The sequence below is a fragment of the Bacillus sp. D48C genome, from assembly GCF_053345735.1.
The window spans coordinates 612,645-637,617 of the sequence record NZ_JBKFAQ010000002.1 but is presented as its reverse complement, the minus strand read 5'-3'; the positions used below and the strand labels follow the sequence as shown (position 1 = coordinate 637,617).

At 33.0% G+C, this 24,973-nt stretch carries 25 protein-coding genes and 5 pseudogenes; 25 read left to right on the top strand and 5 right to left on the bottom strand.

Annotated elements, in window-relative coordinates; translation table 11 throughout:
* Nucleotides 1-50 precede the first annotated feature (50 nt).
* The 4 genes and pseudogenes from ACLBXA_RS08310 to ACLBXA_RS08295 form a co-directional block, all read left to right on the top strand.
* The gene (locus ACLBXA_RS08310; RefSeq protein ID WP_447617166.1) at nucleotides 51-1,286 is read left to right on the top strand and encodes an IS110 family transposase; all 1,236 of its coding nucleotides are present in this window, start codon (nucleotides 51-53) and stop codon (nucleotides 1,284-1,286) included.
* Nucleotides 1,287-1,364: 78 nt separating this feature from the next.
* Nucleotides 1,365-1,760, top strand: coding sequence for an HNH endonuclease (locus ACLBXA_RS08305; protein ID WP_000673073.1), 396 nt, complete (start codon nucleotides 1,365-1,367; stop codon nucleotides 1,758-1,760).
* 15 nt (nucleotides 1,761-1,775) lie between these two features.
* On the top strand, nucleotides 1,776-2,216 hold the full coding sequence (locus ACLBXA_RS08300; RefSeq protein ID WP_001052205.1) for an SMI1/KNR4 family protein: 441 nt from the start codon (nucleotides 1,776-1,778) through the stop codon (nucleotides 2,214-2,216).
* 501 nt (nucleotides 2,217-2,717) lie between these two features.
* Nucleotides 2,718-3,200: pseudogene (locus tag ACLBXA_RS08295) on the top strand (ADP-ribosyltransferase); the annotation flags it as partial.
* Nucleotides 3,201-3,235: 35 nt separating this feature from the next.
* Here the strand turns inward: ACLBXA_RS08295 and ACLBXA_RS08290 are convergent.
* The gene (locus ACLBXA_RS08290) at nucleotides 3,236-3,490 is read right to left on the bottom strand and encodes a SunI/YnzG family protein (RefSeq protein WP_000900618.1); all 255 of its coding nucleotides are present in this window, start codon (nucleotides 3,488-3,490) and stop codon (nucleotides 3,236-3,238) included.
* A gap of 313 nt (nucleotides 3,491-3,803) precedes the next feature.
* Here ACLBXA_RS08290 and ACLBXA_RS08285 point away from each other — a divergent pair, with 313 nt between their 5' ends.
* Together ACLBXA_RS08285 and ACLBXA_RS08280 are read left to right on the top strand one after the other, a co-directional pair.
* On the top strand, nucleotides 3,804-4,136 hold the full coding sequence (locus tag ACLBXA_RS08285; RefSeq protein ID WP_001071926.1) for a DUF3895 domain-containing protein: 333 nt from the start codon (nucleotides 3,804-3,806) through the stop codon (nucleotides 4,134-4,136).
* Nucleotides 4,137-4,372: 236 nt separating this feature from the next.
* Nucleotides 4,373-4,606, top strand: a pseudogene (locus ACLBXA_RS08280) (hypothetical protein); the annotation flags it as partial.
* Between the two features lie 223 nt (nucleotides 4,607-4,829).
* Here ACLBXA_RS08280 and ACLBXA_RS08275 read toward each other — a convergent pair.
* A complete protein-coding gene (locus tag ACLBXA_RS08275) occupies nucleotides 4,830-5,447 on the bottom strand; it encodes a DUF4241 domain-containing protein (RefSeq protein ID WP_000040618.1) in 618 nt (205 codons plus the stop codon).
* 660 nt (nucleotides 5,448-6,107) lie between these two features.
* Between ACLBXA_RS08275 and ACLBXA_RS08270 the strand changes: the two genes are divergently transcribed.
* The 9 genes and pseudogenes from ACLBXA_RS08270 (at nucleotide 6,108) to ACLBXA_RS08230 (ending at nucleotide 11,083) form a co-directional block, all read left to right on the top strand.
* The gene (locus ACLBXA_RS08270) at nucleotides 6,108-6,404 is read left to right on the top strand and encodes a hypothetical protein (RefSeq protein WP_000836202.1); all 297 of its coding nucleotides are present in this window, start codon (nucleotides 6,108-6,110) and stop codon (nucleotides 6,402-6,404) included.
* A gap of 86 nt (nucleotides 6,405-6,490) precedes the next feature.
* A complete protein-coding gene (locus tag ACLBXA_RS08265) occupies nucleotides 6,491-7,324 on the top strand; it encodes a DUF2262 domain-containing protein (RefSeq protein ID WP_000677953.1) in 834 nt (277 codons plus the stop codon).
* Nucleotides 7,325-7,402: 78 nt separating this feature from the next.
* Nucleotides 7,403-7,474: pseudogene (locus tag ACLBXA_RS08260) on the top strand (SMI1/KNR4 family protein); the annotation flags it as partial.
* A gap of 61 nt (nucleotides 7,475-7,535) precedes the next feature.
* Nucleotides 7,536-8,324 carry an Imm47 family immunity protein gene (gene imm47, locus ACLBXA_RS08255; RefSeq protein WP_137073719.1) on the top strand — a complete coding sequence of 263 codons (789 nt, stop codon included), beginning with the start codon at nucleotides 7,536-7,538 and terminating at the stop codon, nucleotides 8,322-8,324.
* Between the two features lie 171 nt (nucleotides 8,325-8,495).
* Nucleotides 8,496-9,047: an SUKH-4 family immunity protein gene (locus tag ACLBXA_RS08250; protein ID WP_086403394.1), complete on the top strand. Its 552-nt coding sequence runs from the start codon at nucleotides 8,496-8,498 to the stop codon at nucleotides 9,045-9,047.
* Between the two features lie 63 nt (nucleotides 9,048-9,110).
* Nucleotides 9,111-9,662, top strand: a complete 552-nt coding sequence (locus tag ACLBXA_RS08245) for a SecY-interacting protein Syd (protein WP_186315453.1) — start codon at nucleotides 9,111-9,113, stop codon at nucleotides 9,660-9,662.
* A gap of 19 nt (nucleotides 9,663-9,681) precedes the next feature.
* Nucleotides 9,682-10,056, top strand: a complete 375-nt coding sequence (locus ACLBXA_RS08240) for an immunity 22 family protein (RefSeq protein WP_447617174.1) — start codon at nucleotides 9,682-9,684, stop codon at nucleotides 10,054-10,056.
* A gap of 64 nt (nucleotides 10,057-10,120) precedes the next feature.
* Nucleotides 10,121-10,549 (top strand): annotated as a pseudogene (locus ACLBXA_RS08235) (SMI1/KNR4 family protein).
* A gap of 66 nt (nucleotides 10,550-10,615) precedes the next feature.
* Nucleotides 10,616-11,083 carry a DUF6985 domain-containing protein gene (locus ACLBXA_RS08230; protein ID WP_001265695.1) on the top strand — a complete coding sequence of 156 codons (468 nt, stop codon included), beginning with the start codon at nucleotides 10,616-10,618 and terminating at the stop codon, nucleotides 11,081-11,083.
* Between the two features lie 76 nt (nucleotides 11,084-11,159).
* Here the strand turns inward: ACLBXA_RS08230 and ACLBXA_RS08225 are convergent, their stop codons facing one another.
* Nucleotides 11,160-11,867: a DNA alkylation repair protein gene (locus tag ACLBXA_RS08225; RefSeq protein WP_000346340.1), complete on the bottom strand. Its 708-nt coding sequence runs from the start codon at nucleotides 11,865-11,867 to the stop codon at nucleotides 11,160-11,162.
* Between the two features lie 203 nt (nucleotides 11,868-12,070).
* On the opposite strand from ACLBXA_RS08225, the gene ACLBXA_RS08220 reads away from it, so the two are divergent.
* The 6 genes from ACLBXA_RS08220 to ACLBXA_RS08195 all read left to right on the top strand — a co-directional run bounded on the left by ACLBXA_RS08220 (nucleotide 12,071) and on the right by ACLBXA_RS08195 (nucleotide 15,561).
* Nucleotides 12,071-12,559: an antitoxin YezG family protein gene (locus tag ACLBXA_RS08220; RefSeq protein ID WP_000403543.1), complete on the top strand. Its 489-nt coding sequence runs from the start codon at nucleotides 12,071-12,073 to the stop codon at nucleotides 12,557-12,559.
* Nucleotides 12,560-12,662: 103 nt separating this feature from the next.
* Nucleotides 12,663-13,037 carry an immunity 22 family protein gene (locus ACLBXA_RS08215; RefSeq protein ID WP_000451796.1) on the top strand — a complete coding sequence of 125 codons (375 nt, stop codon included), beginning with the start codon at nucleotides 12,663-12,665 and terminating at the stop codon, nucleotides 13,035-13,037.
* A 127-nt stretch (nucleotides 13,038-13,164) separates the two neighbouring features.
* Nucleotides 13,165-13,503, top strand: a complete 339-nt coding sequence (locus ACLBXA_RS08210) for a DUF4064 domain-containing protein (protein ID WP_000831395.1) — start codon at nucleotides 13,165-13,167, stop codon at nucleotides 13,501-13,503.
* A gap of 101 nt (nucleotides 13,504-13,604) precedes the next feature.
* On the top strand, nucleotides 13,605-13,934 hold the full coding sequence (locus ACLBXA_RS08205; protein ID WP_000587852.1) for a hypothetical protein: 330 nt from the start codon (nucleotides 13,605-13,607) through the stop codon (nucleotides 13,932-13,934).
* Nucleotides 13,935-13,990: 56 nt separating this feature from the next.
* Entirely contained in the window at nucleotides 13,991-14,947 is a 957-nt protein-coding gene (locus tag ACLBXA_RS08200) for a DUF3994 domain-containing protein (RefSeq protein WP_098506645.1), read from the top strand.
* 155 nt (nucleotides 14,948-15,102) lie between these two features.
* Nucleotides 15,103-15,561: a hypothetical protein gene (locus ACLBXA_RS08195; protein WP_000591641.1), complete on the top strand. Its 459-nt coding sequence runs from the start codon at nucleotides 15,103-15,105 to the stop codon at nucleotides 15,559-15,561.
* A gap of 144 nt (nucleotides 15,562-15,705) precedes the next feature.
* On the opposite strand, the gene ACLBXA_RS08190 is transcribed toward ACLBXA_RS08195, so the two are convergent.
* Nucleotides 15,706-16,956 (bottom strand): MFS transporter, encoded by a 1,251-nt coding sequence (locus ACLBXA_RS08190; protein WP_001085014.1) that lies wholly within the window; start codon nucleotides 16,954-16,956, stop codon nucleotides 15,706-15,708.
* 222 nt (nucleotides 16,957-17,178) lie between these two features.
* On the opposite strand from ACLBXA_RS08190, the gene ACLBXA_RS08185 reads away from it, so the two are divergent.
* Nucleotides 17,179-17,760, top strand: coding sequence for a TetR/AcrR family transcriptional regulator (locus ACLBXA_RS08185; protein ID WP_000113331.1), 582 nt, complete (start codon nucleotides 17,179-17,181; stop codon nucleotides 17,758-17,760).
* Nucleotides 17,761-17,841: 81 nt separating this feature from the next.
* On the opposite strand, the pseudogene ACLBXA_RS08180 reads toward ACLBXA_RS08185, so the two are convergent.
* Nucleotides 17,842-18,120: pseudogene (locus ACLBXA_RS08180) on the bottom strand (DUF7832 domain-containing protein); the annotation flags it as partial.
* Nucleotides 18,121-18,379: 259 nt separating this feature from the next.
* Between ACLBXA_RS08180 and ACLBXA_RS08175 the strand changes: the two are divergent.
* The 3 genes from ACLBXA_RS08175 to ACLBXA_RS08165 all read left to right on the top strand — a co-directional run bounded on the left by ACLBXA_RS08175 (nucleotide 18,380) and on the right by ACLBXA_RS08165 (nucleotide 24,936).
* Nucleotides 18,380-20,179, top strand: coding sequence for an S-layer homology domain-containing protein (locus tag ACLBXA_RS08175; RefSeq protein WP_015945848.1), 1,800 nt, complete (start codon nucleotides 18,380-18,382; stop codon nucleotides 20,177-20,179).
* Nucleotides 20,180-20,634: 455 nt separating this feature from the next.
* Nucleotides 20,635-21,411, top strand: coding sequence for a DnaD domain-containing protein (locus ACLBXA_RS08170; RefSeq protein ID WP_000312102.1), 777 nt, complete (start codon nucleotides 20,635-20,637; stop codon nucleotides 21,409-21,411).
* Between the two features lie 111 nt (nucleotides 21,412-21,522).
* Nucleotides 21,523-24,936, top strand: a complete 3,414-nt coding sequence (locus ACLBXA_RS08165) for a DUF4132 domain-containing protein (protein ID WP_098311408.1) — start codon at nucleotides 21,523-21,525, stop codon at nucleotides 24,934-24,936.
* Nucleotides 24,937-24,973: the final 37 nt, after the last annotated feature.

The following is a 24,973-nucleotide window of genomic DNA, read 5'->3' as shown; positions in this document are numbered from 1 at the left end:
GTTGCCGACATTTTTGTATATGACTAAATCATTGAATAGAGGGATGAGTTATGCATAATAGACAGAACTATTTGTATGTAGGAGTAGATTTACATAAGGAGCATCATACGGCTGTTATTATTAATTGTTGGCAAGAGAAATTAGGAGAAATACAATTTGAGAATAAACCATCTGCATTTTCGAAGTTTTTATTAGAAGTAGAGACATATGTGAGTGATGGTTTATCAGTTGTATTTGGTTTAGAGGATGTTGGCGGTTATGGAAGAGCATTAGCGAAATATTTAGTAGATCATGAACAAGTAGTGAAAGAAGTAAATCCAGCTTTATCATTTTTAGAACGAAAGAGCCAAGTGATGATACAAAAAAATGATAGTTGGGATGCGGAATGCATAGCCCGTATACTAATAAATAAGTTAAATCAATTACCAGATGCAAAGCCAAACGATTTATTTTGGTCGATACAACAACTAGTGTCAAGAAGGAATGCATTAGTAAAAGCACAAAGTGCGTTAAAGAACCAATTACATATTCAATTAAACCACCATTATCCAAGTTATAAAAAGTTTTTCTCAGAGTTAGATGGAAAAACAGCATTAGCATTTTGGCAGCAATATCCGTCACCCTCTTGTTTAGAGGGGGCAAATATAAAACAATTAACAGCTTTTTTATTAGATGTTAGCAACAATACATGTTCAGTAAAGAAAGCAAGCGAAATATTAAAACTTGTAAAAGAAGATGGACAAACAATGAAAGAGTATCAGGAAACGCGAGATTTTTTAGTAAGAAGTATTGTAAGGGACATTGAGTTTAAAAAGAAGGAAATGAAATACATCGAAAGAGAATTAAACCAGCTAGTAAAACTACTAGATTATCAATTAGAGACGATGCCGGGAATAGAACTTGTGACGGCATCGGCATTAATTGCAGAAATTGGGGATGTAAGGCGATTTTCAAATGCCAATAAATTAGCACGATTTGCGGGGATTGCACCTGTTTACTTTGGTTCTGGTGGGAAAGGTAAGACACACAAAAGCAAACAAGGAAACAGGGCGCTACACGCTTTATTTTATAATTTAGCAGTACAGCAAGTGCAAGTAGCAAAAGGGAGTAAGATGCCACGAAATCCAGTGTTTCATGCGTACTATCAAAAGAAGCTTAAAGAAGGAAAAACAAAAGGACAAGCATTGGTATGTATTATGAGAAGGCTTGTAAACATTGTATATGGCATGATGAAATATAAAACAGCTTATGAATTGCCGGTAGTGGAAGAAAAAGAAGTAGTTTAATAAGGTTTTACATGGTTTGCTTTTTTATTGTGAGGGTTTAAGATTACAACATAGGGTACGGGTAAAAATCCAGAAATAGTGAAATTTACAGAGGAACAATTATCTACTAAACCCTTATATTCTAGAAATCCTGAAAAATGGCAGAAAAAAGGTGGGAAAATCGAAATTAGTGAGGAAGGAATATGGACTTATATTGATTGGGAGATTCCTCCAAATCGAGTTTCTTATCCTGGAGGTTTTCCCAACTTTAAATCTGCTGGGTTGGTAAGACAAGAAGTTCCGATAGGTGAATTTAATAGATATGACATTGATTTTGCTAAAGCTGATGAATTAGCTCCAAATGGACCAAAATTAGATGAAAACACATGGCACCATCATCAAGATTTAACAACAATGCAAGAAGTTAGTAAAGAGATACACAGAAGATTTCGACATATGGGTGGAATGTCATTAGCTAAGAAGTTAAAAGATTAAATAGGAGTGAAATAAATGAATTTAAATGCTTTTGGTAAAGCAACTGAAGAATCAATTGAAGAATTAGAAGAGTTTTTAGGATTTTTACTTCCGGAAGATTATAAAAAATTTTTAAGTGAATATAACGGAGGGACTTCGAAAGTTAGGTATAGTAAATTTTTTGTTAAAGAATTAAATCAGGAAATCCCTTTAGATGTTTTGTATGGTATAGGTGTAACAAAAACTTTTGATTTAAGTGAATGCTATGAAGAGTTTGAAGAAGATATGTTACCGACCAGTTTAATCATAGGAGATGATCCGAATTCAGGGTTAATTGTACTTATTACAGATACTGAAAACCATGGTGTATATTATTGGGATCACTCTTTTTATTTTCCACAGTCTAGTGAAGAAGAAAATACGTATAAAATAGCTGATAGCTTTAAGGATTTTATTAATGGATTGAAGAATCCTTAATTACCAGCTTTTGTATGTTGTAATTAATAATTTAAGATATTAAGCAAATATACGAAATGGGTTACAGTAACTTTATAAATGCTAAAACTATACTTTATACATGAGAATGCTAAAAAATGTGGTACTTGGTTAAAGATAACAATCATATATGTAGATGAATAGAAAATAAAGTGTATTTGCAGTGGAAAAAAAGTAGGCTATTAAAAAGTGCATACTTCAAAACACATGGAATGCATATTAAACTAACGAACTGATAGAAACTCGTAAGTTTTAATGTAGTAGTTGTCATGACATATAAAAGGTGTCGTACTGTTACTAAAAAACTTACAGATTTATGCTATTTAAAAATACATGAACTTAAAGCACTTGATTGTCTCCGAAAGGCAACGAGTGCTTTTTTATTAGATAGACATGCTATAAATTTTTAGAAATTATTTTTTATGAATTCAGGCTAACATAAATTATTAGTATTATATAATTGAAAATACATTAGCAAAAGGTGTGGACTCCGTAACCCCATTCGTTAAAGGTGTAGAAATAATGCCAGATGGAAGTGTCGTTAGATCTGGAACGAACTATAGCGGAAAATTCCAAGAAGCCCATGATGCCTCAAAGGCGAGTATTCAGAGTAGGGTCTCGAATTTGGAGAGTGGTGGGGTTAAGGAGACAGGTGAAGGTAGTAATACAAACCCAAACAAAATTAAACTAACTTCAGAACGAGAAAAATACTATCGAATGAAAATAGATGAAGCCAAAGCGCGAGGAGATTATAAGGCAGCAGATGATATTAGATATGATTGTCATTGTGAAGAAACAAAACAACCTTTAGAGCGTAAAGATTGGGACGCTAGGACTGAAAATTTAAGGAAGAGCCAAGAGCGTGGAAGAGAAGAAGAAATAAAAGGGAGAAAAGCCTTGGGAGAACATCTTGATCGCCAATTAGAAGACAATAACGCTGGTGAGGTTGTTACATATACATCTAGTAGATGTTTAACGTTTAAATATAGGAAGAAAAACAATTAAGCTTTTATTTTATTTAAAATGGATACTCTATTAGTAGTGAATAATAAATAATTTTGCTTTGCTGTCTTAATTAAAATACGATCAGTTGTACCATATGCTGTTCCAATTCGGATTGCGCTTTTTTCTTCAACACCAGCATATGTATTATCTTCCGTTACCTCAGTGATTTCACATAATGGAATATGAATTTTAGAGAATTGCCATGAAATAATTAATTCATCTTTTGTTTTTTCAACATGAATACCTAACATATTACCAGAACCTTTCTATAATAAAATTTCACTCGTACTATTTTATTATACAAATTTATAAATTATATTTCTATTTTTTTACAGAGAGTATACAATTAACAACGAGAAAAAGGTTCATAATTACTTTCATTCCTATTATAACAAATTCTACAATAGAAAACAGAACGTATATTTGGTATAATCAAAATATACTATATGAAACGATGTACATGAGTTTGAGATTTATGAAAAAAGGTAAGTAATACATAATAATACATACGCTATAGGATTCAGTTCATGTTATAAAAATCAATAGTTAGAAAGGAAAAGAAGTATGAATCAAATTTCATTCGAAGATTTATTTGAAGAAGAAAACAAACGAGAAAAGTTGGAGGTAGCTGAGATTCCCGTACCTTTATCGCCCTTACAAAAGGCTATTTTAGAGTTAATTAATTCTGAAGAAATAAGTGCACTTGAGTTATGCGAGCAATTAATACGAGCTGGTAAAATATCAGATGAAAGATTCACAACGGATAAGCCTAAAGCATATGGGCAAGTATGCTTACTATTAGAAGGTTTTGTTAAAGAAGAAAAGCTTATTTTTGTCAAAAGTGATGAGAAAAGAGATAGAGTATATAAATTGAAAGAAGAAGATTCTAGCGAATAAAATGTGTAAAGTATAGTAATGAAATAAGGAAGTCCTCATATTTGTGTTGAAAGATTATTTTCACATAAGCGTGGGGATTTTTTTGAGGGAGGATGTATGAAAGCTATATTGCTAATAATTTTACGGAGTTTTTAAATAAGTTACATGATTAATAGTGGAAAGGATTCAAACTTATCTGGCAGTGATAAATGAAAATAGTTACATAACCTCGTTTCTAATAAAAAGGGGGGATTAAAATGAAACCGAATTATTTTACAATCGCAATGTATCCGACTGTAGCATTTAACGAAGAAGAGATATTAAATCGTCTTCTAGATGTATTTGAGTCAAACGAAAAATCCGCTCCTACTCATTGGGGAAACTATGAAACGATGCAGGTAGAATATAATCGCCAGGAAATCATAGAAAAAGTAATTTCGGAGCGTAGAGTATCTGAAGTTCACCTGTATCGTGATAAAACAGTGCATTATTAACTCTACATCAGTAGAGTTAATAAATTATTTAAATAAAAAACTGTTAATAAACAACGAGAATTAATGACGGGTTATATTCACTTAAGAATATAACCCTATTTATTAGAACCAGTAGTATATAAGGAGATTATTCTACGAGTTATATACAAATATTAGACGAGGAATATTTGACGCTGTAAAAGAAAAAATATTGATTCTTATATCATTATTGATATTGTCCTCAATTTTCCTCATGTAGCACTTGAAAATCAGTAACAAGTGAAACGATTTTTCCTGCTTCATCGATTCCCCAATAGGAAGGATAAAATCCATCTCCATAACCTGAACGGAATATAATGATATTACTTCCTGTTTCCTCACAAACCACGCAATTTCCCCAATCTTCATCATGTTCTGTTAGTATGTCATCTATAAGATCATCATACAAACTAGTAAATTCTTCTCCTAGTTCTTGTTGTAACCTATCTTCTATTTCTTCTAACTTATCAATTGCTTCAACATCTGCAAAGCACCCTAAGCCTGTATCAACCGGGTAACCAAAAATATATCCGTCTTCCAGTTCACTTACATTTTGTTCTGGTTTTGTTGCCATCTTCCATCCTACCGCTTTTGACTCCGACAATTTCAATTCAGCACCAGCAATGACTCCATCTTCCTTATGCCACCAAGCAACAATTGAATATGTACCTGGCTGAATTGTTTGTTCGAAGTGATTTTTATTAAAAATAAGAGGATCACAAGCAACAATTTTACCTGAAGTAACTTTTAACTGTTCTAGTGCTTCGGAACGCAGGGCCTCACTATCCGGTTTAGATAATTCACGTAATAACTTTGACATAATGTTTCTCTCCCTTTCCTTTTAAAATATTTGTTGGTGCTGCCTCCCGTATATTTTTACATGAGTTACATTTGTGTTCTGTGGTATTTCTAGCGCCTTTGTATGTTCCTATAACTTCGATATTATCGCCATGAACTTCTAAAACCTCTGCGGCATATCATACCCGCGTTTTCTAATAGTTCCTCAACATATTCTTCATGCGTTTTACGTTTTCGGATATATTGCTCCGTACAAGTGTAGATGGAACAAACCTTTATTCATTGAAAAATATAACAAATGAATTTGACTTTAAAATTAGAACCAGTTTTGAGGATGTAAATAATAATCCACCCGTTGATTATATTATTTTAAGGGTAAAAATGCATTAATTAAAAATTCAATAAAAGAAGATTAGACTAGATAGTGTTTCTAGATTAATCTTCTTATTTTATATTCTCAAGGGATATCCCACTTCACTGCGACTCATTGCAATATGTCTACTTCTGTGACACATTACACAATTGTACAGTGATAATGAAGTAATATGAAAAAAAATATAAAGATTTAAATTTAATCCTATATATTTTTTATAAATTCTAAAAGTAAATCCCTTATTTTTGGTATGATTGACAGAGACTATTTAATTTCTTATGAATATTCTTAAAAAGAGAGTGATGCTATATGAAATCAATAAATATAAATGGGAATATATATCATATTGAATCTGTTCCTTTTGAAGATAAGAGTGAGCAGGATGAAGAGGGATACTACGAATATTTTTACAAAGGAGTCAATTTATCGTTTCACTCGGACAAAGAAATAATTAAAGCCCGAATTTATGAAGAGGAAGAAATAATATATTTTTTAAAAAATCCATCTCTTGCATTTGGTAAAGATTTTGAAGCTATAAAAGTATATATAATTAAAGAATATGATGTAAATAAATTTAAAATTCCAGGTGAAAAAAAGTCTATATAGAATTATAGCTATAATTCTATATAGGCTTTACCATGACCAATTATAATAAAACAGGAAAACTCACAAAGTATTTATGCCTGTGGGTGATGAAAGGAATGTATTCGAAATTGAGTAAATCAAGTGAAATAAGTAGATTTGAAAATAGATTCTCAGAAAATGTGATTGAAATAGCAGCTGTCACAGGGGCATTAGGAATCGGCGCATCAAAAGGCGGTGACAACATTTTGTGGACTGCGTCAATTGATTTGATTGCGTGGAAAGACTTACATACCAATGAAACGATTACAAAAGAAGATATACGACTCGCATGGTTGGTTGATGATGCAGAATGGAGAAAATCAAAAGACATTTTGACAGCAAATACAGTTGTAACATTACAGGTGCGCAAGTCAGAAAATTCATTGATGCTTGTTAAGGTTTTGGAAACACCATATAAAGATGATGAGTTGGAAATCATCTTACAAGATGCAATGAAACCGCTTTTTTATCATGATGAGATGTTGGGTGTGTTCGAACTCGATAAAAGAGTGAAAACTTTTGAAAAGAGAATATCTTGGGCTGGTGAAGAATGTCATTTATATTTTGATTGGAGTGAAGACAAACATATGATGAAGTCTGCACTGGAAACAGCACATGCACTTTTCAAAGAGCAAGATGAATGGAAAATGAAAATGAAAATGTACGCTGCAAAAGAACTGGTAGAGTTAGCAAATGAATGGCTACAAGATGATGATGAAGCAGAAATCGACGAAATTACAAAAGAAATGTTCATTAATTCCATCACATTAAGCAGCTTAAGCGTTTATTCAGAAGGTGATTTTGAAATATTCTTTTCGGATGGAGATATATTTTGGGGACATTCTATCATTGTAAGCGGAAATATTCATGAGGGGCTCTCTTCGGCTGAGATTGCAGGATAAAGTGAAACTTCCATCAGTGAGGATTTTTCTTCATCCTTACTGATGGATTATTTAAACCACTCGGGCACTTACTGTCCGAAAGTAGCGAGGGAAAATGTATTTTTTGTGGCTAATCATTTTACGGAGTTTTTAAATAAGTTACATGATTAATAATATTATCCATATATAATGGTTCGTATAAATGTAAGAAGCAATAAAAGGAGAGAGAATGATGGACTTAGAGCATTTAAAAAAAGATATTTGGTATGGAGAAGTTTCTAATCATACAATTGAAACTCTTAAGTCTAACCTAAGGGATGGTGCAACAGAGAAAGAATGCTTTATCTTAATTAGTGAATTGTTAAAGCTAGGTGATTTCTCTGTAAAGGGGTTACTAATCGAACTTATGAATAGTACTCGAGATGAGCTTGTGTTGAATTTATGTACTAGACTATTTTGCTCAGTAGCTACTCACGATGATTTATTAGAAACGAATAATTTGAAATTCCTTTCAAGTGCTTCAGAGGATGGAGTTCATAATTTTGTAGTAAGTGCTGGTGAAACTCTTTCATATCATGTAGTACCATATCTTTTAGCATTACTAGAAGAGTGGGAAGATACCTTTGTTGAAAAAGCTATTAGAAATGAACTTTCATGGATGCTTGGAATTGAGGACGAGTATTATGAAGTATCGTTAGAAGAATTTAATGAAGCTTATTCTGGTTTTATCGAAAATAATGATGCGCAAGAATATTATTATCGTAATAGACTATCTTTTCCTGGAGACTTGGCAAAGGAGTTAGTGTCGGAAGTTATGAGTTCTTTAAGAGATAGAACTACTTATAATGTTGTTACTATACCTTCCGTTTTATCAATTTGGAGTGGAATCAAATGTCCAATTCAATATGATACGATTATAACAAATGAAAAAAATAGAGAGTTGATGTCATATATTGATGTTTTAACAAAGAAAGAATGGAAGATTGGTAAAAAGTATTTTTATGGATATGTAGTCGTATAAGAAAACGATATATGCGATGAATATAAAACATTCTATGGCACCCTGCTAAGGAGTGATTTTTACTATAATGGAAAGCTTTAATGGATGGTATGTTTTATGGAGGAAAATAAAAAAACAACTAGTAGCTCAACTAAATGTAAAAAGATATAAACACATCAAGAAGGTGAATGAATGATATTGCCAGAGGATTTTCGAGAGAAATGGGATGTTAATAAAGATGGCCCACTCGTTACATTTCATGAAAAAGAATTAATAAACAAAAACTTTTTAGATGAAGTGAAACGATTTTTGTCTATAGGAGGCTTACCAGAAACACCGTCACCATATTTAGAGTTTACTTCATCTCAGTCTTTCGTAAGGTCTATTACAACTGTATTTCATATGCCAGAAGAGTTTCGAAAATATTGGTTTTTAGGAACAACTAGTTCTGGAGATCCAATTTGTCTAATTGAAAAACAAGAAAATGTAGTATTTCTAAATAATAGTGATGAGTATAAAGAAGTGTTTATGAATTCTTCTATACATCAATTTGCAGAATGTTTATTAGTATATTCAAAAATGATCGATAAGGCAGTAGAGATTAATGGTGAGGATGCCTTTATCGATAATAATATACCAGAGTGTACAATAAGTTGGTTGAAGGAAGAGTTGAAAAAAATTGATGATAAGTGTATGGAAAAGGATTCTTTTTGGTTGATTGAAATTGAGAACTTATATGAATAATTGAAAGTGAAAAAGAAAATGTATGGTGCATGGAAGAGGAGTATGGTGATAGTGAAGAATGCTATGAGTACATATTTTAAATTAAGAAAAGAATATTTTGATAGAGGTTTGAATTTCTTATTTAAATCACCATATAACGAAAAAGTTGATTTTGTTATATATCAAGGTGAAATAGAGGAAGATGAAATTTCATGGAAACCAGTTGAGAAATATATTGAAACTGATTTAACAATACTTGAGGAGCAATTCGCAATTAAGTTTCATGATTCAGTTTATCACTATTTTAATTCATATTGGTTCGCTGATTTGGATGGGTTTATCGGTGACCATTATATTAGTTTAGAAGCTGTATTACCAAATAAAGAGTTGGACTCTTTCAAAGAGAAGTTAGAAGGGTATGAGAAAAATCATTGTAAGCTAGATAAGATTCCTATAGGAGTAGAAGGAAATGGTTCATTAGTTGTTTTAAATAATGTAAGCGGAAAGGTCGAATTGGAGGATTTCGAACGTGGGTTGTTTATAGAGGTTTCGAATAGTTTAAATGAGTTGATTTCTAGTTTGAGATTACAAAATAGTAAAGTGAAGAATGTTTATATGAATTATAGAGGGGCGTAGAAAAGTGGAATATAGTGGAATGGCTTCAGTTTGGTTTGGAATTTCTAAATCACTTCAAAATCTTGAGGAGTATGTCGATATAGATTACACGATAGATGGTGATTCAGTTCATTCAAAGTTTGGGACGAGCTTTGAATTCGGTTATTATGATGAAGATAATATTGAAATTTGTTTTTATGAGAATAATAAAAGGGACGTTGAACATATTTTAAGTGATTTTTCTTATAGTGAACAAATTATTCCTAAAATAAAAAAGCTAATAAATGGAGATAGTTTAGCGAAAGATATTAACTTTGCTATTGTTCTATATGATTTTAAATATAATGAAGTAAAAAGAGAAGATATGTTTGATGGTTTAGAGGTTACATTGATTGGTTCTATGCCATACAGGTAGGTTGTACGGGGTTGCTAATTTATTTCACAAACACATGGATAAACCTTATAAAGGAGGGATACAAATGCATGCTTTGCTGAATTGTTTAGAAGAAGTTTTGGAAGAAGACATATATAAGCGGGCAGATAAAGAGCAGGTGAATGAAGTAATAAATAGATTAGGTGTAGAAGTATCTGATACATTTAGAGAGTTTTATTATCGATTTGCAGGACCTTTTTGGGAAGAGCACGTTCCTTATGAATTACTTGATATTATAGATGAAGAGAATAATATTGAATACTACACAATTATTGCTCGAAAGGAACATGGATTTCCTAATAAGTATTTAGTTTTAACGGAAATGACAGCAAATGCTGCATTGGTACTTGATAGTGTAACCGATCAAGTTTACTCAGTAAATTTTGAAGGTGGAGATGAATTACTTTGAAATGGAGAATTAAAGGAGAGTTGGCCAACGTTTTATATGTTTTTGAAAGAGTATTTCAAGTGTTAAGTGTTGATGGAAGTTAACAAGAAGCAGGGACACCTTAGTAATAAGTGCGAGAGGAATGACAGATAAATGAGAGTGAACAATTCAGTTTTTGGAGAGATTGAATATAATTATGCTTGGGCTAAGTGTATGCCTATAACTTTTATAGGCAATGTAACTGAGATTGATTTGATGATAGATGGTGAAGAAGATGGAGTGTTTGATGAAGGGCAGTATGTAGCATATCAATCATTAATAAAAAATTGGGAAGAGGTACAAATAAGTTTATTACATTCTATATTAGATTATTACAAACAAAGGCGATGTGAATTAGGATATGATATTGGAGTGCAAGAAAATTATCCATTAATTGAAACAAATGATCAAATACTAGAGATGATTAGTTTAGATGGTATTGTTGTTCCGTATGCAGATATTACGGAAGGACGAGAGGTTGGAATTACATTTAATTGTACGTGGGATATAGAAAATGGTGTAGGAGTTCGTTTATTAAATGAAAAGGTAATGGAAGTAGGTTATCAGGATATTATTTTTTAATATAAGTCGGGGGATATATAAACTGAATGAAAAAGGTGTCAACCTTTCTCGAATTGACACCCAGATACGAATCTGTTTAACACCTTACATACTTACGCTTAAAACCAAGTCTTCCTCTATCTAGTTCTTTCTGAATACTTTCAGAAGCATTTAACAAACTGCTTTTTTTATTATCACGTTTCACTTCAACTATACCAACTTCTTTTGCAATCTCGACTGCTTTTTCATGTAGTGGTACATATGAAATTGCCACGGTGTTTAGGAAATTATTCATAGCGGATTTTGTTCGTTCTGGAGAATGATGAATTGTATCTTTCACCATTTCAAGCATATCGGAAATTTTACTTTCGGAAAATTCATTGTCTTTGCGATTTCCTAAAAGCCAACAGTAGCAACTCCACCCGGCAGACATTTTAAGCTCGTCCCCACTTGCAATCCATTTATCAGCAACGTCTTGTGCAATATTTGACTCCGATAAAGTTACGGCTACAACATAATCAGATAGCATATAAAAATAAGCCCCATCTATCCAACGATCAAAATCAGACTCACTCATAGCTTTCGGATCCGCAATAATGCCTGCAAAGTACATAGCATCGTAATTACCTGTCGCATAAAGTTCTTCAGCTAACTCTTGGTTTAATTTTAATTGTTTGGCGATTGGTTTCATAGCACCTGTAGCTACTCCGAATACTGGCTCATGCGCACCGTTAGATATGTATATTTTTTTCGTTCGTTCCTTACCTAGAGCCTCAAGTTCTTGCATAACTGTTTTAAAATCCATAGCTGTGCACTTCCTTCCTTCATGTAAGAGCCTTTTTAAGTCTTTCATATTTCTTATTTTAATACTAATTGTATTTAAGAGGTATGTCTACTTTCTAAAGGCATCGAAACTTGGTTTGAATTTTAGATGAAATAAAGAGCTAATTAAAAGGGTGGTATAATATAGAAAAAGTGAATGATGAAAATCAAATAGGGGGTATTCAATTGGAAATAAAATTGAATCGATTATATAGAGAGATAGCGGAAACGGTTCATGCCATGATTCCAGAAGAATGGGAGAAATTTTATTTTTATGCACAAATATCAGAAGCTGGAGGGGGAACTTACTTTTTCTATAACAACTTCAGAAATAAACAAAATTATAAGTATAGTGTAGAAATTCCTTTTAAATACGAAGTTAATGAAGAGGAGTTTGAAAGGAAAGAAGATTCTTTATATAAATTGAGTAAGGAATTAAGAGATGTTTTTAAAGATAATCAGCAAGAGCTTTGGTACTCTTTTACAATGTCCCTGGAACATAGTGGGGAATTTAACATGCATTTCGATTATACCAATTGGCTCGAAACAGAATATAGTTTTAGTGATCAAATGATTATTTGGAAACATAAATACTTAGGTGAAGTACCAATTAATGAAAATGATAAAGCGTTAATTAATAAGTATGATAATGAATTTCCGAATAACCCCATTTAACTAAATGGAAAGAAGAAATGTTTTTTATAAAAATTATGTATTTTAAAGTAGTCGGTAAGTTATAAAATTGGTTCTGCAAGATAAAAAATAAAGGAGAACTACAATGGAAGTACATGGAATGGTTTCAATATGGATAGGTAATATGAAAACGCAAGATCAGTTAGATGCATATATCGATGTTACATATGATGAAGAAGGAGATGCTATACCAGCGAGTTTTTTTGTTGATTTTAATATAGATATGATTGATGTAGATGAGGATTTTATTGAAAAGGAAGTGTTAGAAGAAGCAAGTGATGACATTTCTATGTTATTAACGGGATGTTCATATGATGACAAAATACTTTCTCGAATTAACGAAGAAGTTAAATTAAAGAAATCCTACAATTCGATCATATTAATTTATAATTTTCAGTATGACAATTCGGTTAGTAATTTTGAAGGTTTTGATTTTGTGACTGCTACAAGCTATCTATAATGGTAAGAAGGTCACTGTAAGGTAAGGGAGTATGAAAAATATGTATAGTTTTTCCAATTAATATTTGGTATGATGGTGAATGGGAAAAATATACAAGTTTTTAGTGGCTCATAAAAGGGGGATTGAATTGAAAAGAACGATTGAATTCGTACTAGGTTTAATTGGTGGCATTATAGGAATTATTATTTCCATACTATTAATAGTTGTAGCGTTTAATATTATGGAAGGTTTTGATTATGAACTTTTAGCTTATTATTCTATTATTTTAACGGTTCAAATAGGGTTGCTTATTTTATCATGTTTAGTAAACAAGGTTAATAATAAAGTTTATGGAGTTTGTATGATTGTGATTCCTATAGTTATGTTATTTATGTCATTATTCTTTTTACTTATTCCAACAATATTACAAATTATGTCTGGTTCATTTGCATTTAGAACATTAAAGTTAGAATCGAATGTAAGCTAAATATAATTATTGACGTCTGAAAATTCGGATTTTTAAACATTTTCGTTTGCAGTTCAAATTAACATAAAGTACAAAGTTGTACGCTTTAGGAGGAGAAATAAATGATTATTTGGTCTGGTTGGGGTTTTTTAGTCGCAATTATTGTAATTATTAATACTCTTTTGGGTAAGGCTATCTTTGGATCTATAATGGGGGACGCTACATATTTTCAAGACCATAGTTGGCCAATGGCGGTAATGTTTATTATATCAGGGGTTATGTCTTGGTATTTAGGTAAATATATTAATAATCCAGATGGGAAAGTTTATATAGATGCCGAAACTGGTGAAAAAGTTATGTTTAACAAAAAGCACTCATTATTTTTTATAAAAATGGAATATTGGGGACCGATTCTAGGAGTTATTGCGATTGTAATTTTAATTACAAGATAAAAAAAGAGGATGGGTATAGCAAGAGTAATCTATTCAAGTAAAAGGAGAAATCAGTCATGAATACAAAGAAACTACTAGGGGTAGCAGTTCCGGTCATGTTGTTATTTGGTTGTGGAGTGTCTGAGAAAACGAACACTTCTAAACAGGAGAAAACAGAAGAGTCTAAAGTAAAAGAATCGAAGTCTAATAGTAAGAAAGAAAAAGTTTCAAAGGAAGACTATCCTAATAAAGTGTATAAATTAGGGATAGAGTTTGATAAGTTGTTTGCGGAGCATAACAATATTACAAGAGAGGTTTTTGACGGTAAGAAAAAGAAATCAGATATAGTAGATAGTGTGAAAGAATTAAATAAAACGTTAGATAAATTCGAGTCGATAGATCCCCCTGCAGAGTATGTAAATCAACAAAAGGATTTTGAAAAAGCAATTAGTTATTTTAGAGAGTCTTTTTCTTTAATCAATGAAGTATTCACCCGAAAAGAAAAAAGAGAAAAAGGCGATAAGACTGATAAAGAGTTAATGGAGAAATCCGAAAAGTTAGTGAAAGAAGGAGATATTTACTGGCTTAAGGCATTCAAAGACCTTGAAGGGGATATTAAAATCGGTGACGGTACAGTATCTGTGAAAGATTTGAAAGAGTTAGATAAGAAAGCTGGAATTAATACGGATAACGTTATGAAGAATGTGAAGGATGGTATGGAATTAATTGGTAATTGGGGATTCAAAGGAACAGACGGTTTCATTATGTCACTTATTTTAAAAGGTGATAAGACATTTGAAACGTATGGTAAAGATGAGTATCCAAATAAAAAGAATTATATTGAAGGCACTTGGGAATATGATAAGGAAGCTTTTACAATCTATTTACATCTCAATAAACGTTTAGTAGACGGTGTAGAAGATACAATTCAAAAAAAGAAAATAGCATATAAAGTTCAAGATTATGATGGGGAAAACTTGCGATTATTTAATGAGACGTCATTTCATACAATTAAGTATGTGAAGCAAAGCTAAAGTTATGGAGGACTAGGTTTAAATGGTCTGGTCCTTCATTAAAGTGTGGGTATGTAAATAATATGTTATCTTTCGTTCTGTTTACTTAGTATCATGTTATTCTTTAATAGAGTAATAAATGGAGTTTTACATTAAATATATGAGGTTGGTTACAAATGATAAAGAAATTCACTAGATTAGTATTAATAGTGGTTATGCCAATCAGTCTTATTACAGGTTGTGGGGCTACTGAAAAAACTGAAGCACAAAAGCCGAAAGCGGTACAAACGGAGAAAAAGGACTATATGGATTATTCATATGGTAGCAAAGGTATATTAGTAAGTGGCAAAGCGAAAGAACGGCAACAATACGAGATTGGATATATGGATGATAATAAGTTAATTGGAATTGATGAAAATATTGAGGACTGTATTATTTTAGATAATAAAGATGAAGCAAGTCTCGTTTGGAAACAAATAGAGCGTGGGTCTATTATTGAAGTGCAATATAGTAAAAATCGCAACGATATCGTCGGCGTACAATTAGTAGAAGATCGTGAGCCATACGAAATTAGTGATAAGTTTGATCGAAATACGATAAACGAAATTGTTGAAAACGTTAAAGGGAATTTGTAATAGATGTATTTCGATAGTATAGGATCTCTTATTATGAAATTGTGAATCAACGGCATTTTTTATATGAAAATGCCGTTGATTTGTGTTAAAAAATAAATGCTATTCTATAGTCTTGTAGAAAAACACGTATTAATCATAAATGAATTATTCTTCGTTCAGCTGTGATGATCGCCGCAAGGTTATTATCCAAAATAAAAGAGCACAAGCACTAATAGATACACCTAATATGCATACGCCATCCCAACCATATTTTGCATACGTATTTGTTGAAAGAATTGCACCTGTTGCACTACCGATAGAATAAAAAATCATGTAACTGGCAGTAAGTCGACTTCTTGCTTCGGGACGCACTGTGAACAGCATACTTTGATTGGTGACATGTACAGCTTGCACCGCTAAATCTAAGAGGATAATGCCGAAAATTAGTAATAATAGAGAGTGATTAATAGATTTAATTAGGAGCCATGAAAGTACTAATAAAGATAAAGCTATGCCAGTTGTTCTTTGTCCTAATCCTTTATCAGCTAATTGTCCAGCTTTAGTAGCAGCTAATGCACCTGCAACTCCAGCAAGGCCGAACGCACCAATAGCTGTATGTGAAAGATTATGTGGTGTAGCACTTAGAGGTAATACTAAAGAAGTCCATAAAATACTGAATGAAGTGAAAATGAGCAATGCTAATATTCCGCGAATGCGTAAGAGTCGTTCTTCTATAAATAATAAGAGTACAGAACGTATTAACTTCCGGTAAGGCATAGTTGTCATTCTGCTCTGTCCAAGAGTAGGTAAATTACGATATAACAAAACAGTTACGAATAGTATAAGGGTAGCGGAAGTGAGATAAACGGACCGCCATCCAGCTAAGTCTGTTAATGCGCCTGCAAATGTACGCGCAAGGAGAATGCCTATTACAACACCGCTTGTAACGAAACCTACTATGCGTCCACGTTCTGCTGGATTTGCTAAAATTGATGCGTATGCGACGAGTGTTTGCGTAACTGTTGCAAGAATTCCTACTAAGGCCATACCTATAAAAAGTACGATGGCCGAGGGAGCGGTCCCAATTACAATTAAAGCGATAACGGATAAAACCATTTGAACAATAATGAGTCTTTTTTGGTTTAATAAGTCACCAAGTGGAACTAATAAAAGTAATCCGATTGCATAACAAACTTGAGTAATAGTAATCACAATACCGATAGTTGAATGACTAATCTTAAATTCATTTGATAAAGAATCAAGTAGCGGATGAGCGAAATATATATTTGCCACCGCCATCCCGCAAGCTATTGCGAATAATAGAGTCATGTAGCGGGACATGTTTGTGCTAATAGGTGAATGTAACTGGGGATCATTATGTTTAAGAGTGGTCATCATCTTTTCCTTGCTATTCATAAAATCAGCTCCATTTTGTATTGTTGTAAATAACGTACCGAACGGTATGTTATTTTGTAAGTAAAATATAATCTTGAGTAAATATATATGTCAAGTTTCTTTTGATTTAATTCCATTTTCTTTGACACATCGTTTATAATTTAATACGATATATAATATACTGATTGGTACATAAAGTGTTAGTTTATAATCTGAAAATGTAGAGGAAGGGGATATTTTTAAATGGCTCGACTACGCGAATTTGATGAAGAAAAAGCTTTGGATGCTGCTATGCAACTTTTTTGGGAGAAAGGATACGCTGCTACTTCATTAAGTGATCTAACTGCAAGAATGGAAATACAAAAACCGAGTTTATATTCAGCTTTTGGTGATAAAGAGGGCTTATTTGAAGCGGCATTAAGGAGATACACAAATTTACATGCGGCTCGTATACGAACAAAACTTCAAAACGAACAATCTGTAAAAGAAGCAATTCAGATGTTTTTTGAAAATATGGTGGAAGAGGAATATAAAAAAGAGTTCAGTAAAGGCTGTTTTTGTATTAACACAATGGTTGAGCTTGCTCCTCATAATGAAAAGTTTGAAGTACTGACTAGAGAACACCAAATGTATCTTGCAGTTATTTTTCAAGAATTAATCATGAAAGGAATTCGATCAGGAGAACTACAAAGTGATTTGAACGCTAAAGCATTAGCGCAAACATTAGTCACGTCCTTAATTGGATTAACAGTGTTAATGAAATCACGCCCAGAACGTTCCGTTATAGATAATTCGGTATCTATAATAGTATCGTTAGTAAAATAATTTTTGAGTGAGATGTTAATCAGCAAATTAAATATTAAGAAAGTCGATTCCTTATTAAAATAAGAAATCGACTTGTTATAATTATATATTTTGTAAGTTGTCTTTCCAAAAATTATAGCTATTATCAATAACTTCTTTTAATTTGAAATAATTTTCTCAAGTAACTTGCACGTGGTAGAGAGTTTCTCCATCGTCTGTAAAAATACCTGAGTAATCATCTATATACTTCCACTCATCCTTATTGTTAAAGTAGTACATTGCGAATTGGTTGCCCTCATCATTTAACATGTCGTCTACTAACACGCCATCCCAATTTATATAAATTTGTGTGCCAGTCATTTGTTTAAGTTTAAATTGATTATTTTGACGGCATTTGTAATTAGTTGTAAAATAATGTTTGTTGACGAATTTTATAAAAAGTATGTTAGATGAAATTCATCTGTAGGGATGACATATAAATATTTTCTTAATGGGTATAAAATATAGTAATGTAAATATATAAATAAAAAGAAAATGTATTAGAAGTACATAGTAGATTCATATTTTAAAAAATTAATGTGACAATAAAGGGAGGTTGAGATACATACACGGCGGGAATGTGTATGTATCTATTATAATAATGAATAAGACAATCAAACAACAAGTAATCGCACTATCAACAAGTCTAGTGATTTTAGGGAGCGTACCTTTATCAGTATCGGCAGAAGAGATAAACAACTCTCAAACTGATCAACTTAATATTGCCCAAGGAGAATACGGATCGAGCGGATTAAATTATTCTAATTTCAAGTTGGAAGTTCCTAATCATGTACAAATTAACGAAGCAGAAGTATCTGAAAATGAAAAAATGCTTTTAGAAGAATATAAGCATAAACATGATGAAACAGAAGAATTAAACAAAATGCAAGATGCTAAGAAGGGACAAGTAGCAGAAAAGGAAGCTATTTCAAACATTGAAAAGGCATTTGAATCTGTAGATGGTCGAAATGATGGGTCTGATCGTCAAATGAAACCTGTTGCAAAGCCAAGAGGTATTCAATATAGCGCACAGAGTACGAAGAAATATGGAACACTTGCAGGAGTTCCATTTGTGGAGTGGATTGTTCCGGCAGGAAATCCTGATATTCGTCCTGCAAATCCGATGAAAGCACGTTACATTACAATTCATGAGACCGCAAATACAGCCGCTGGTGCTAATGCTGAAAATCATGCGAAATATTTATACAAGCAAGCAACTGAAGGCACTTTCCGAACAGCTTCATGGCATTTTACTGTAGACGATAAACAAATTTATCAACACTTACCAACAAACGAAAATGGTTGGCATGCAGGAGATGGAGATGGATCAGGAAACAGGGAATCTATCGGTATCGAGATCGCGGTTAACCAAGATGGTGATTACAATAAAGCATTAGAAAATGCAAAACGACTTGCAGGTTATTTAATGAACAAAGAAGGAATTGGTGCAGATCATATTTACAAGCATCAACAATGGAGCGGGAAAAAATGTCCTGACATTTTAATTTCACGTGGTAATTGGGCTGGTTTCGTACAAGGAATTCAGTGGTATGCAAATATAAATGCGCAGATTGATACGCCTTTACAAGATAAAAATGACTCATTTAATCCAAATGAAAATAATCCAGCTGAACCTAGCATGGAACTAGTGGTAAATGGTAGTGGCATCAATGTACGTAGTGATGCGGGTATTGAACATCGTGTTGTACGTAAAGCTTCAAACGGAGATCGTTACAAAGTATTAGCGGTTAAAAATGGTTGGTATAAAGTAGGTAATGGAGAATGGATTTTCTATGACCCAAGTTGGATTAAAATTAACTACAATGTACCAAAGGAAGAAGTACAAAAGCCAAAGGAAGAAGTACAAAAACCAAAAGATGATATTACAGGTGGCTGGTTTGAAGGGCATATTCGTAAATTAAACAGTCTAGGTATTATGCAAGGCGAAGGTAATGGTGTATTTGCGCCATATCGAAATGTAACGAGAGCGGAGTTTGCGAAATTAATCTCGAATGCTCTTAAACTACCAGAGGGAAATAAGTCATTTGTAGATATTAATGAGGCACATCCATCACTTCATGACGGTATTAAACATTGTGCAAGTGCAGGAATTATTAATGGTCGTGGTGAAGGGATTTTTGATCCTAACTCACCAATTACTCGTGAAGAAGTATCTATTATGATTGACAAAGCATTACGATATAAAGGAATTACAGGTGAGTTAGTAGCATTACCATTTACAGATAAGCATTTAATAACATACAAAGAATCGGTTCAACGATTATACAGTCTAAAGGTAGTTAATGGTATTGGAAATAATGAGTTTGATCCTCGAGGCACAGCAACTCGTGGTCAGGCAGCTGCCTTTATTGTGAAGATGTTAGATTCAATGCAAAAATAAAATGAAACTTTAATCAGTGAGGGTCACTCGCATTGCAATCGAGCAGTTTATTCACCGAATTTTGAAATGAGAGTGTTACTGCCCGCAAATAGCAGAAGAAATTGTATGTAGAAGCTGACATTGGTAGAAGTAAAAAATAAGAAGAATTTGAAAGGAGCTATCCAAAATAATAATTTGGAATAGCTCCTATTTAGTAGGAAGAAAAAATTGTATTTGATAGATTGTAATGTAGAATGCCCTTCCAAGCCCCTCATAAGCCCCTACCAAGTAATAAATCACTAAGAAAAAACAAAAACAAAAACAACTACAAGAACAAAACAAGCGCGAAAAAATGAAACCGGCGTTGTAGTAGTAAAAAAATTGTAATTCGAATGCCAAAACCATTCCCGCATGCCTATCTTTATAATGAAGGATTAAAATTTTCCTATTTACTAGCAAAGAGTGGAGGGAAACATATGGCGGTATACCGTAATGTGCAGGTGAACTTTTGGCAAGATGAATTCATATTAGATTTAACGCCAGAGGAGCGTTATTTTTACATATATTTGTTAACTGGTACGAAAACAAAGCAATGTGGTATTTACATATTACCGAAGCGTGTGGCAGAGCTTGAAACAGGTTATAGTATGGAGACTGTTGAGAAGCTGCTAAACAGGTTTGTTGAGTATGGAAAGATTCTATATGATACGAAAACGAAAGAGGTATTCATAATAAACTGGTTACACTATAACCCTATTTCAAATGCGAATGTGGAGAAGTGCGTATTACGTGAGTTAAAGACTGTAAAAAGTAATGAGTTCATACATATATTTTTACGTAAATGCCTTGAAGAAGAATACACGATTCCATTATTATTGCAGCATTTTGGTATGCCAGAAGAAGAGGATAATAGTAGTTCACAAGTAGTTATTGAAGAGAAAAAAGAAGAGGAAGAGATAGAAACCATAGAAGAGGGCGTTCCAAATAGTGAAGTTTATAAGTTTTATGAACAAAATATTAGTAGTTTATCCCCATATATTGTGAAGGAATTGAAGAATTGGATACAAAGACTTTCTGGAGAGAAAGTGTTAGAGGCACTTAAAATTGCGTTTGAAAATAATAAGAAAACGTTAGTTTATGTGAAGGGGATTTTGAGGAATTGGTGTAGTGAAAAATTAAAGGATTTTAGTGGGGAGAAGTGCGTAATGGGAAGTTTAGAGAGAAGGAAATGTATTTTGAGTAGTGTATTTTAATTTACATTAACTTAACATAGAATGTATGTTCGTTTTTGTGAGATTTATGCTATACTACCATTAAATAAGGGTATTTTTATAATAGATAAAAAGATGCGGGGGGTACAAAGTTTGACTACTAGTACATCTGAGTTGTTTCAATATATTAATATGACAGAAGAACAGAAACAATTATCACAACGATATTTACAGACAAAAGAAGAAGGGATTTTAAAAGATATTCAACTAACGACAATTCGTGATCAAAAAAGAAGCGATTTTGCGGAGCGATTTATAAACGATTTTAGGAAAGTGCATAAACAAGATCCGGATTTTTTTCGATTATTTTACCATATACTCGAGGAGCAATTATTAAATGTTCTTGTAGTCCGTTTTGCGCATGTCAGTTTTTCTAAAATGAAGATTTATTTAGAAAAAAGTGCACTTCCTTTGGACAAACTTGTAGCAATCGCATGTAAATATTTATCCAGTATTTCAAGTTATGTGAATGAAGCAGATGTTTTTCTTAGAGAGTTAACAAGAGAGAATCCGAACTATATAGAGGGACAATTACATACTTTACCAACTAACCAGCAAGTAACATTACTTCTTGTAATGTTTGATGTAGATTATGAAAAGTTTCGTACATATAGTTCTTTATTGAATGAGAGGTTAGAAGAACATACAGAATTTATATTGAAACTGCTAGGGGAAAAGGAAAAGGTTGAAGCAGTTAAACGGTATTTAAAAGGTAAAGATGAGAGTGAAGTATTTATAGGTTGGAATTTACCGGAACATATTTGGCGGCTATTATTTTGTGTTCATAAATATTCGGATGTTGCGAGGCGATATATTGAAATATTGGCGAAGAAAAATGTTTGGGGTTTTATAAACTATGCAACACGTTATATGTGTCACACTCTCGGTCAGTCTCAAAACTATAAAAAAACTGGTAGTGTAAATAGAGAAACATATGAAGAAATTCAAAGTTTTTGTACACAGTTTTGGATTTCTAAGGAACGATTTTTCGCGCATCGTCTAAGGCAACATGATTTGAATAGTGAGGATTTTTGTAAGACGTATGAATATGAATTGCTATGCTTTATGTTGGAGGGAAATCCTGAATTTATTCAACAAACTTTGCAATATGTAAGTAAAATGAATTATCTCATCATCGCACGAACGCTAGCCGAAAAAGGATATGAACTAAATAGAGGGAAAATGCGAGAAGAATTTTTTGTTGCTGCTTTGCAAATTAAATTGTCTACATTGCGGGATACATATTGTGATTATTTACTAGGGAAGTTGTCACTTGAGGATATAAAGCAAATACTTAAAAATCCGAAATATAGAAGTATGTATTGGGGTATGCCGGTGTTAGAGGTTGCGCTTCTTTGGGATATAGATGATGTAGCGAAAAGGGAAGCTGTACTTACACTACAGTTTGGAGATGATGATAGTGTTAATTTATACGAACTTCTTTACGAATGTTCTGTCAGAGGAGTAGAGCCGAAACAAGTATTAGAAGATCTGCTTTCGTATGGGTTAAGTAAGGAAAAACTTATCGCTTATGCAGTTGAAGAAGCTGCATGCTACAGTGAAGAGAGAAATAAGGCGAAGGAAGCGCTTGTTTGTGTAATTGTAAAAGAACAAGCATATATAATTGAACGGTTTGATGAGTATTCTGCTATGGCAAAAGCATATATTTTAGAAGAGTTAGCAAAGGATAACATGGTTAAAATGCGTCCGATTTTAATTAAAAGCTTAGGGGATTCATCTAAAAAAATGCGTGAGTCTGTAGTTAAACTGCTTTCAAAAGATGTAGAAGCTGCAGCGGATGTAGCAGTTGAACTTCATAATAAAAAGAAGATTGTTCGTGAAAATGTGATGAAAATACTAATAGAGTATAAGCTTGAAAAATATACGAAACTTGTACAGGAAGCTTTGCAAGAAAGTAAAAATGAATCTTTCGCAGGAAAATTCTCGTTTTTATTTCAAACGGAGGAAGAAAAGATCGAAGAACTATGTGCACGTATTTTAACGGAACAAACAAGAAATTCACTTCTGCAATTGATTGGGGATGAGCCACAAATCCGTTTACGTGACTCTAATGAAATTGCTGATGCTGCAATTCCGTTAGCCTATTTACAACAGTATATCTCAGATGCTGTTATTGAGAAGAAAGAAACGGCAGAAGTAATTGGTAGAGCTTTAAATGAAGAGGACTTAAAAGAATATGTGCAAACGATATATCAAATATGGATTTCTCAAGACGCAGATGTGAAGAAGCGTGGAATTCTTTCGTTATACGGAATGTATAGTGACGACAAAATGGTCGACATACTTATAAAGCAAATTGATGAATGGGTGCTTCAAATGAGAGGAAAGATAGCAGCGGATGCCGTTCGTGCTTTAGGTTTGTCTTCATCTAAGCTTGCACTTATGTCTATTCATGCAATAGCATTTAAATATAAACATAAGCAAGTACGTAATGCAGCAAAAGAAGCGTTAAGTCTTGCTGCGAAAACACGTGGTATAACAGAGGAAGAGCTGGAAGATCAATTGGTGCCGGACCTTGGCTTTACTATACATGGTGAAAAGATAATTGATTTCGGGAATCGAAGTTTTACTGCCATTTTAACTACAGAGTCAAAAATTGAATTAGAGACAGAGGAAGGAAAACGTATGAAGTCACTTCCAAAGCCGAATGCAAAAGATGATGTAGAAAAGGCTGAAGAGGCTAAAAAAGAATTAGCCTCTTTAAAGAAGGAACTCCGAACTACTCTTTCAATGCAAAAACAACGATTGGAAGCGGCACTTTCGTTAAAGCGTTATTGGTCACATAATGCATGGAAGTCTGTATTTATGGATAATCCAATTATGAAGCAATTTTCTATTTCACTCATTTGGGGTGAGTATAAGGAAGGGAAGTTGCTGAACGCATTCCGTTATGCAGAAGGTGGCGTGTTCTGTACAATTGACGGGAAGAGTTATGAACTTTCATTTGGCACTGTTATTGGTTTCGTTCATCCGTTAGAATTGTCTGGGGCGGAGAAGGAATTATGGAAAGAGCAATTAGAAAGTGCGGGAATTGTTCAGCCGTTCCTACAAATTGAGCGTCCAGTGTTTGTAGTAGAAGAGAATGATGAGAGTGCTATTGAGAGATTTGGTGGTATTTTAGTAAATGGTCGTTTGTTATTCGGTAAGATGACGAAGCTTGGATGGATCCGTGGATCTGTTCAAGATGGCGGTGTGTATTATACGTTTTATAAAGAAGATACTCGTACTGGATTAGGGGCAGAGCTTTCATTTAGCGGAGCGCCGATTGGTTATGAAGATGAAGAAGATGTATGTGTATTTGACATTCAATTTTATAAAGCAGGTACAGTGAATCATGGTTCATATGAATACGATGAAATTGATGATGAAAGACGCATTGTACCAAAAGAAGTAGATAAACGCTTCTTTAGTGAAATGTTATATGATGTGCAAGTAGCGACAGGTGCAAATCTTGGGCATAATGAAAGTCGGCGTAGCAAACGATAAGAAAGACCCCCTTCATTGGTAGGAAAATGAAGGGGGT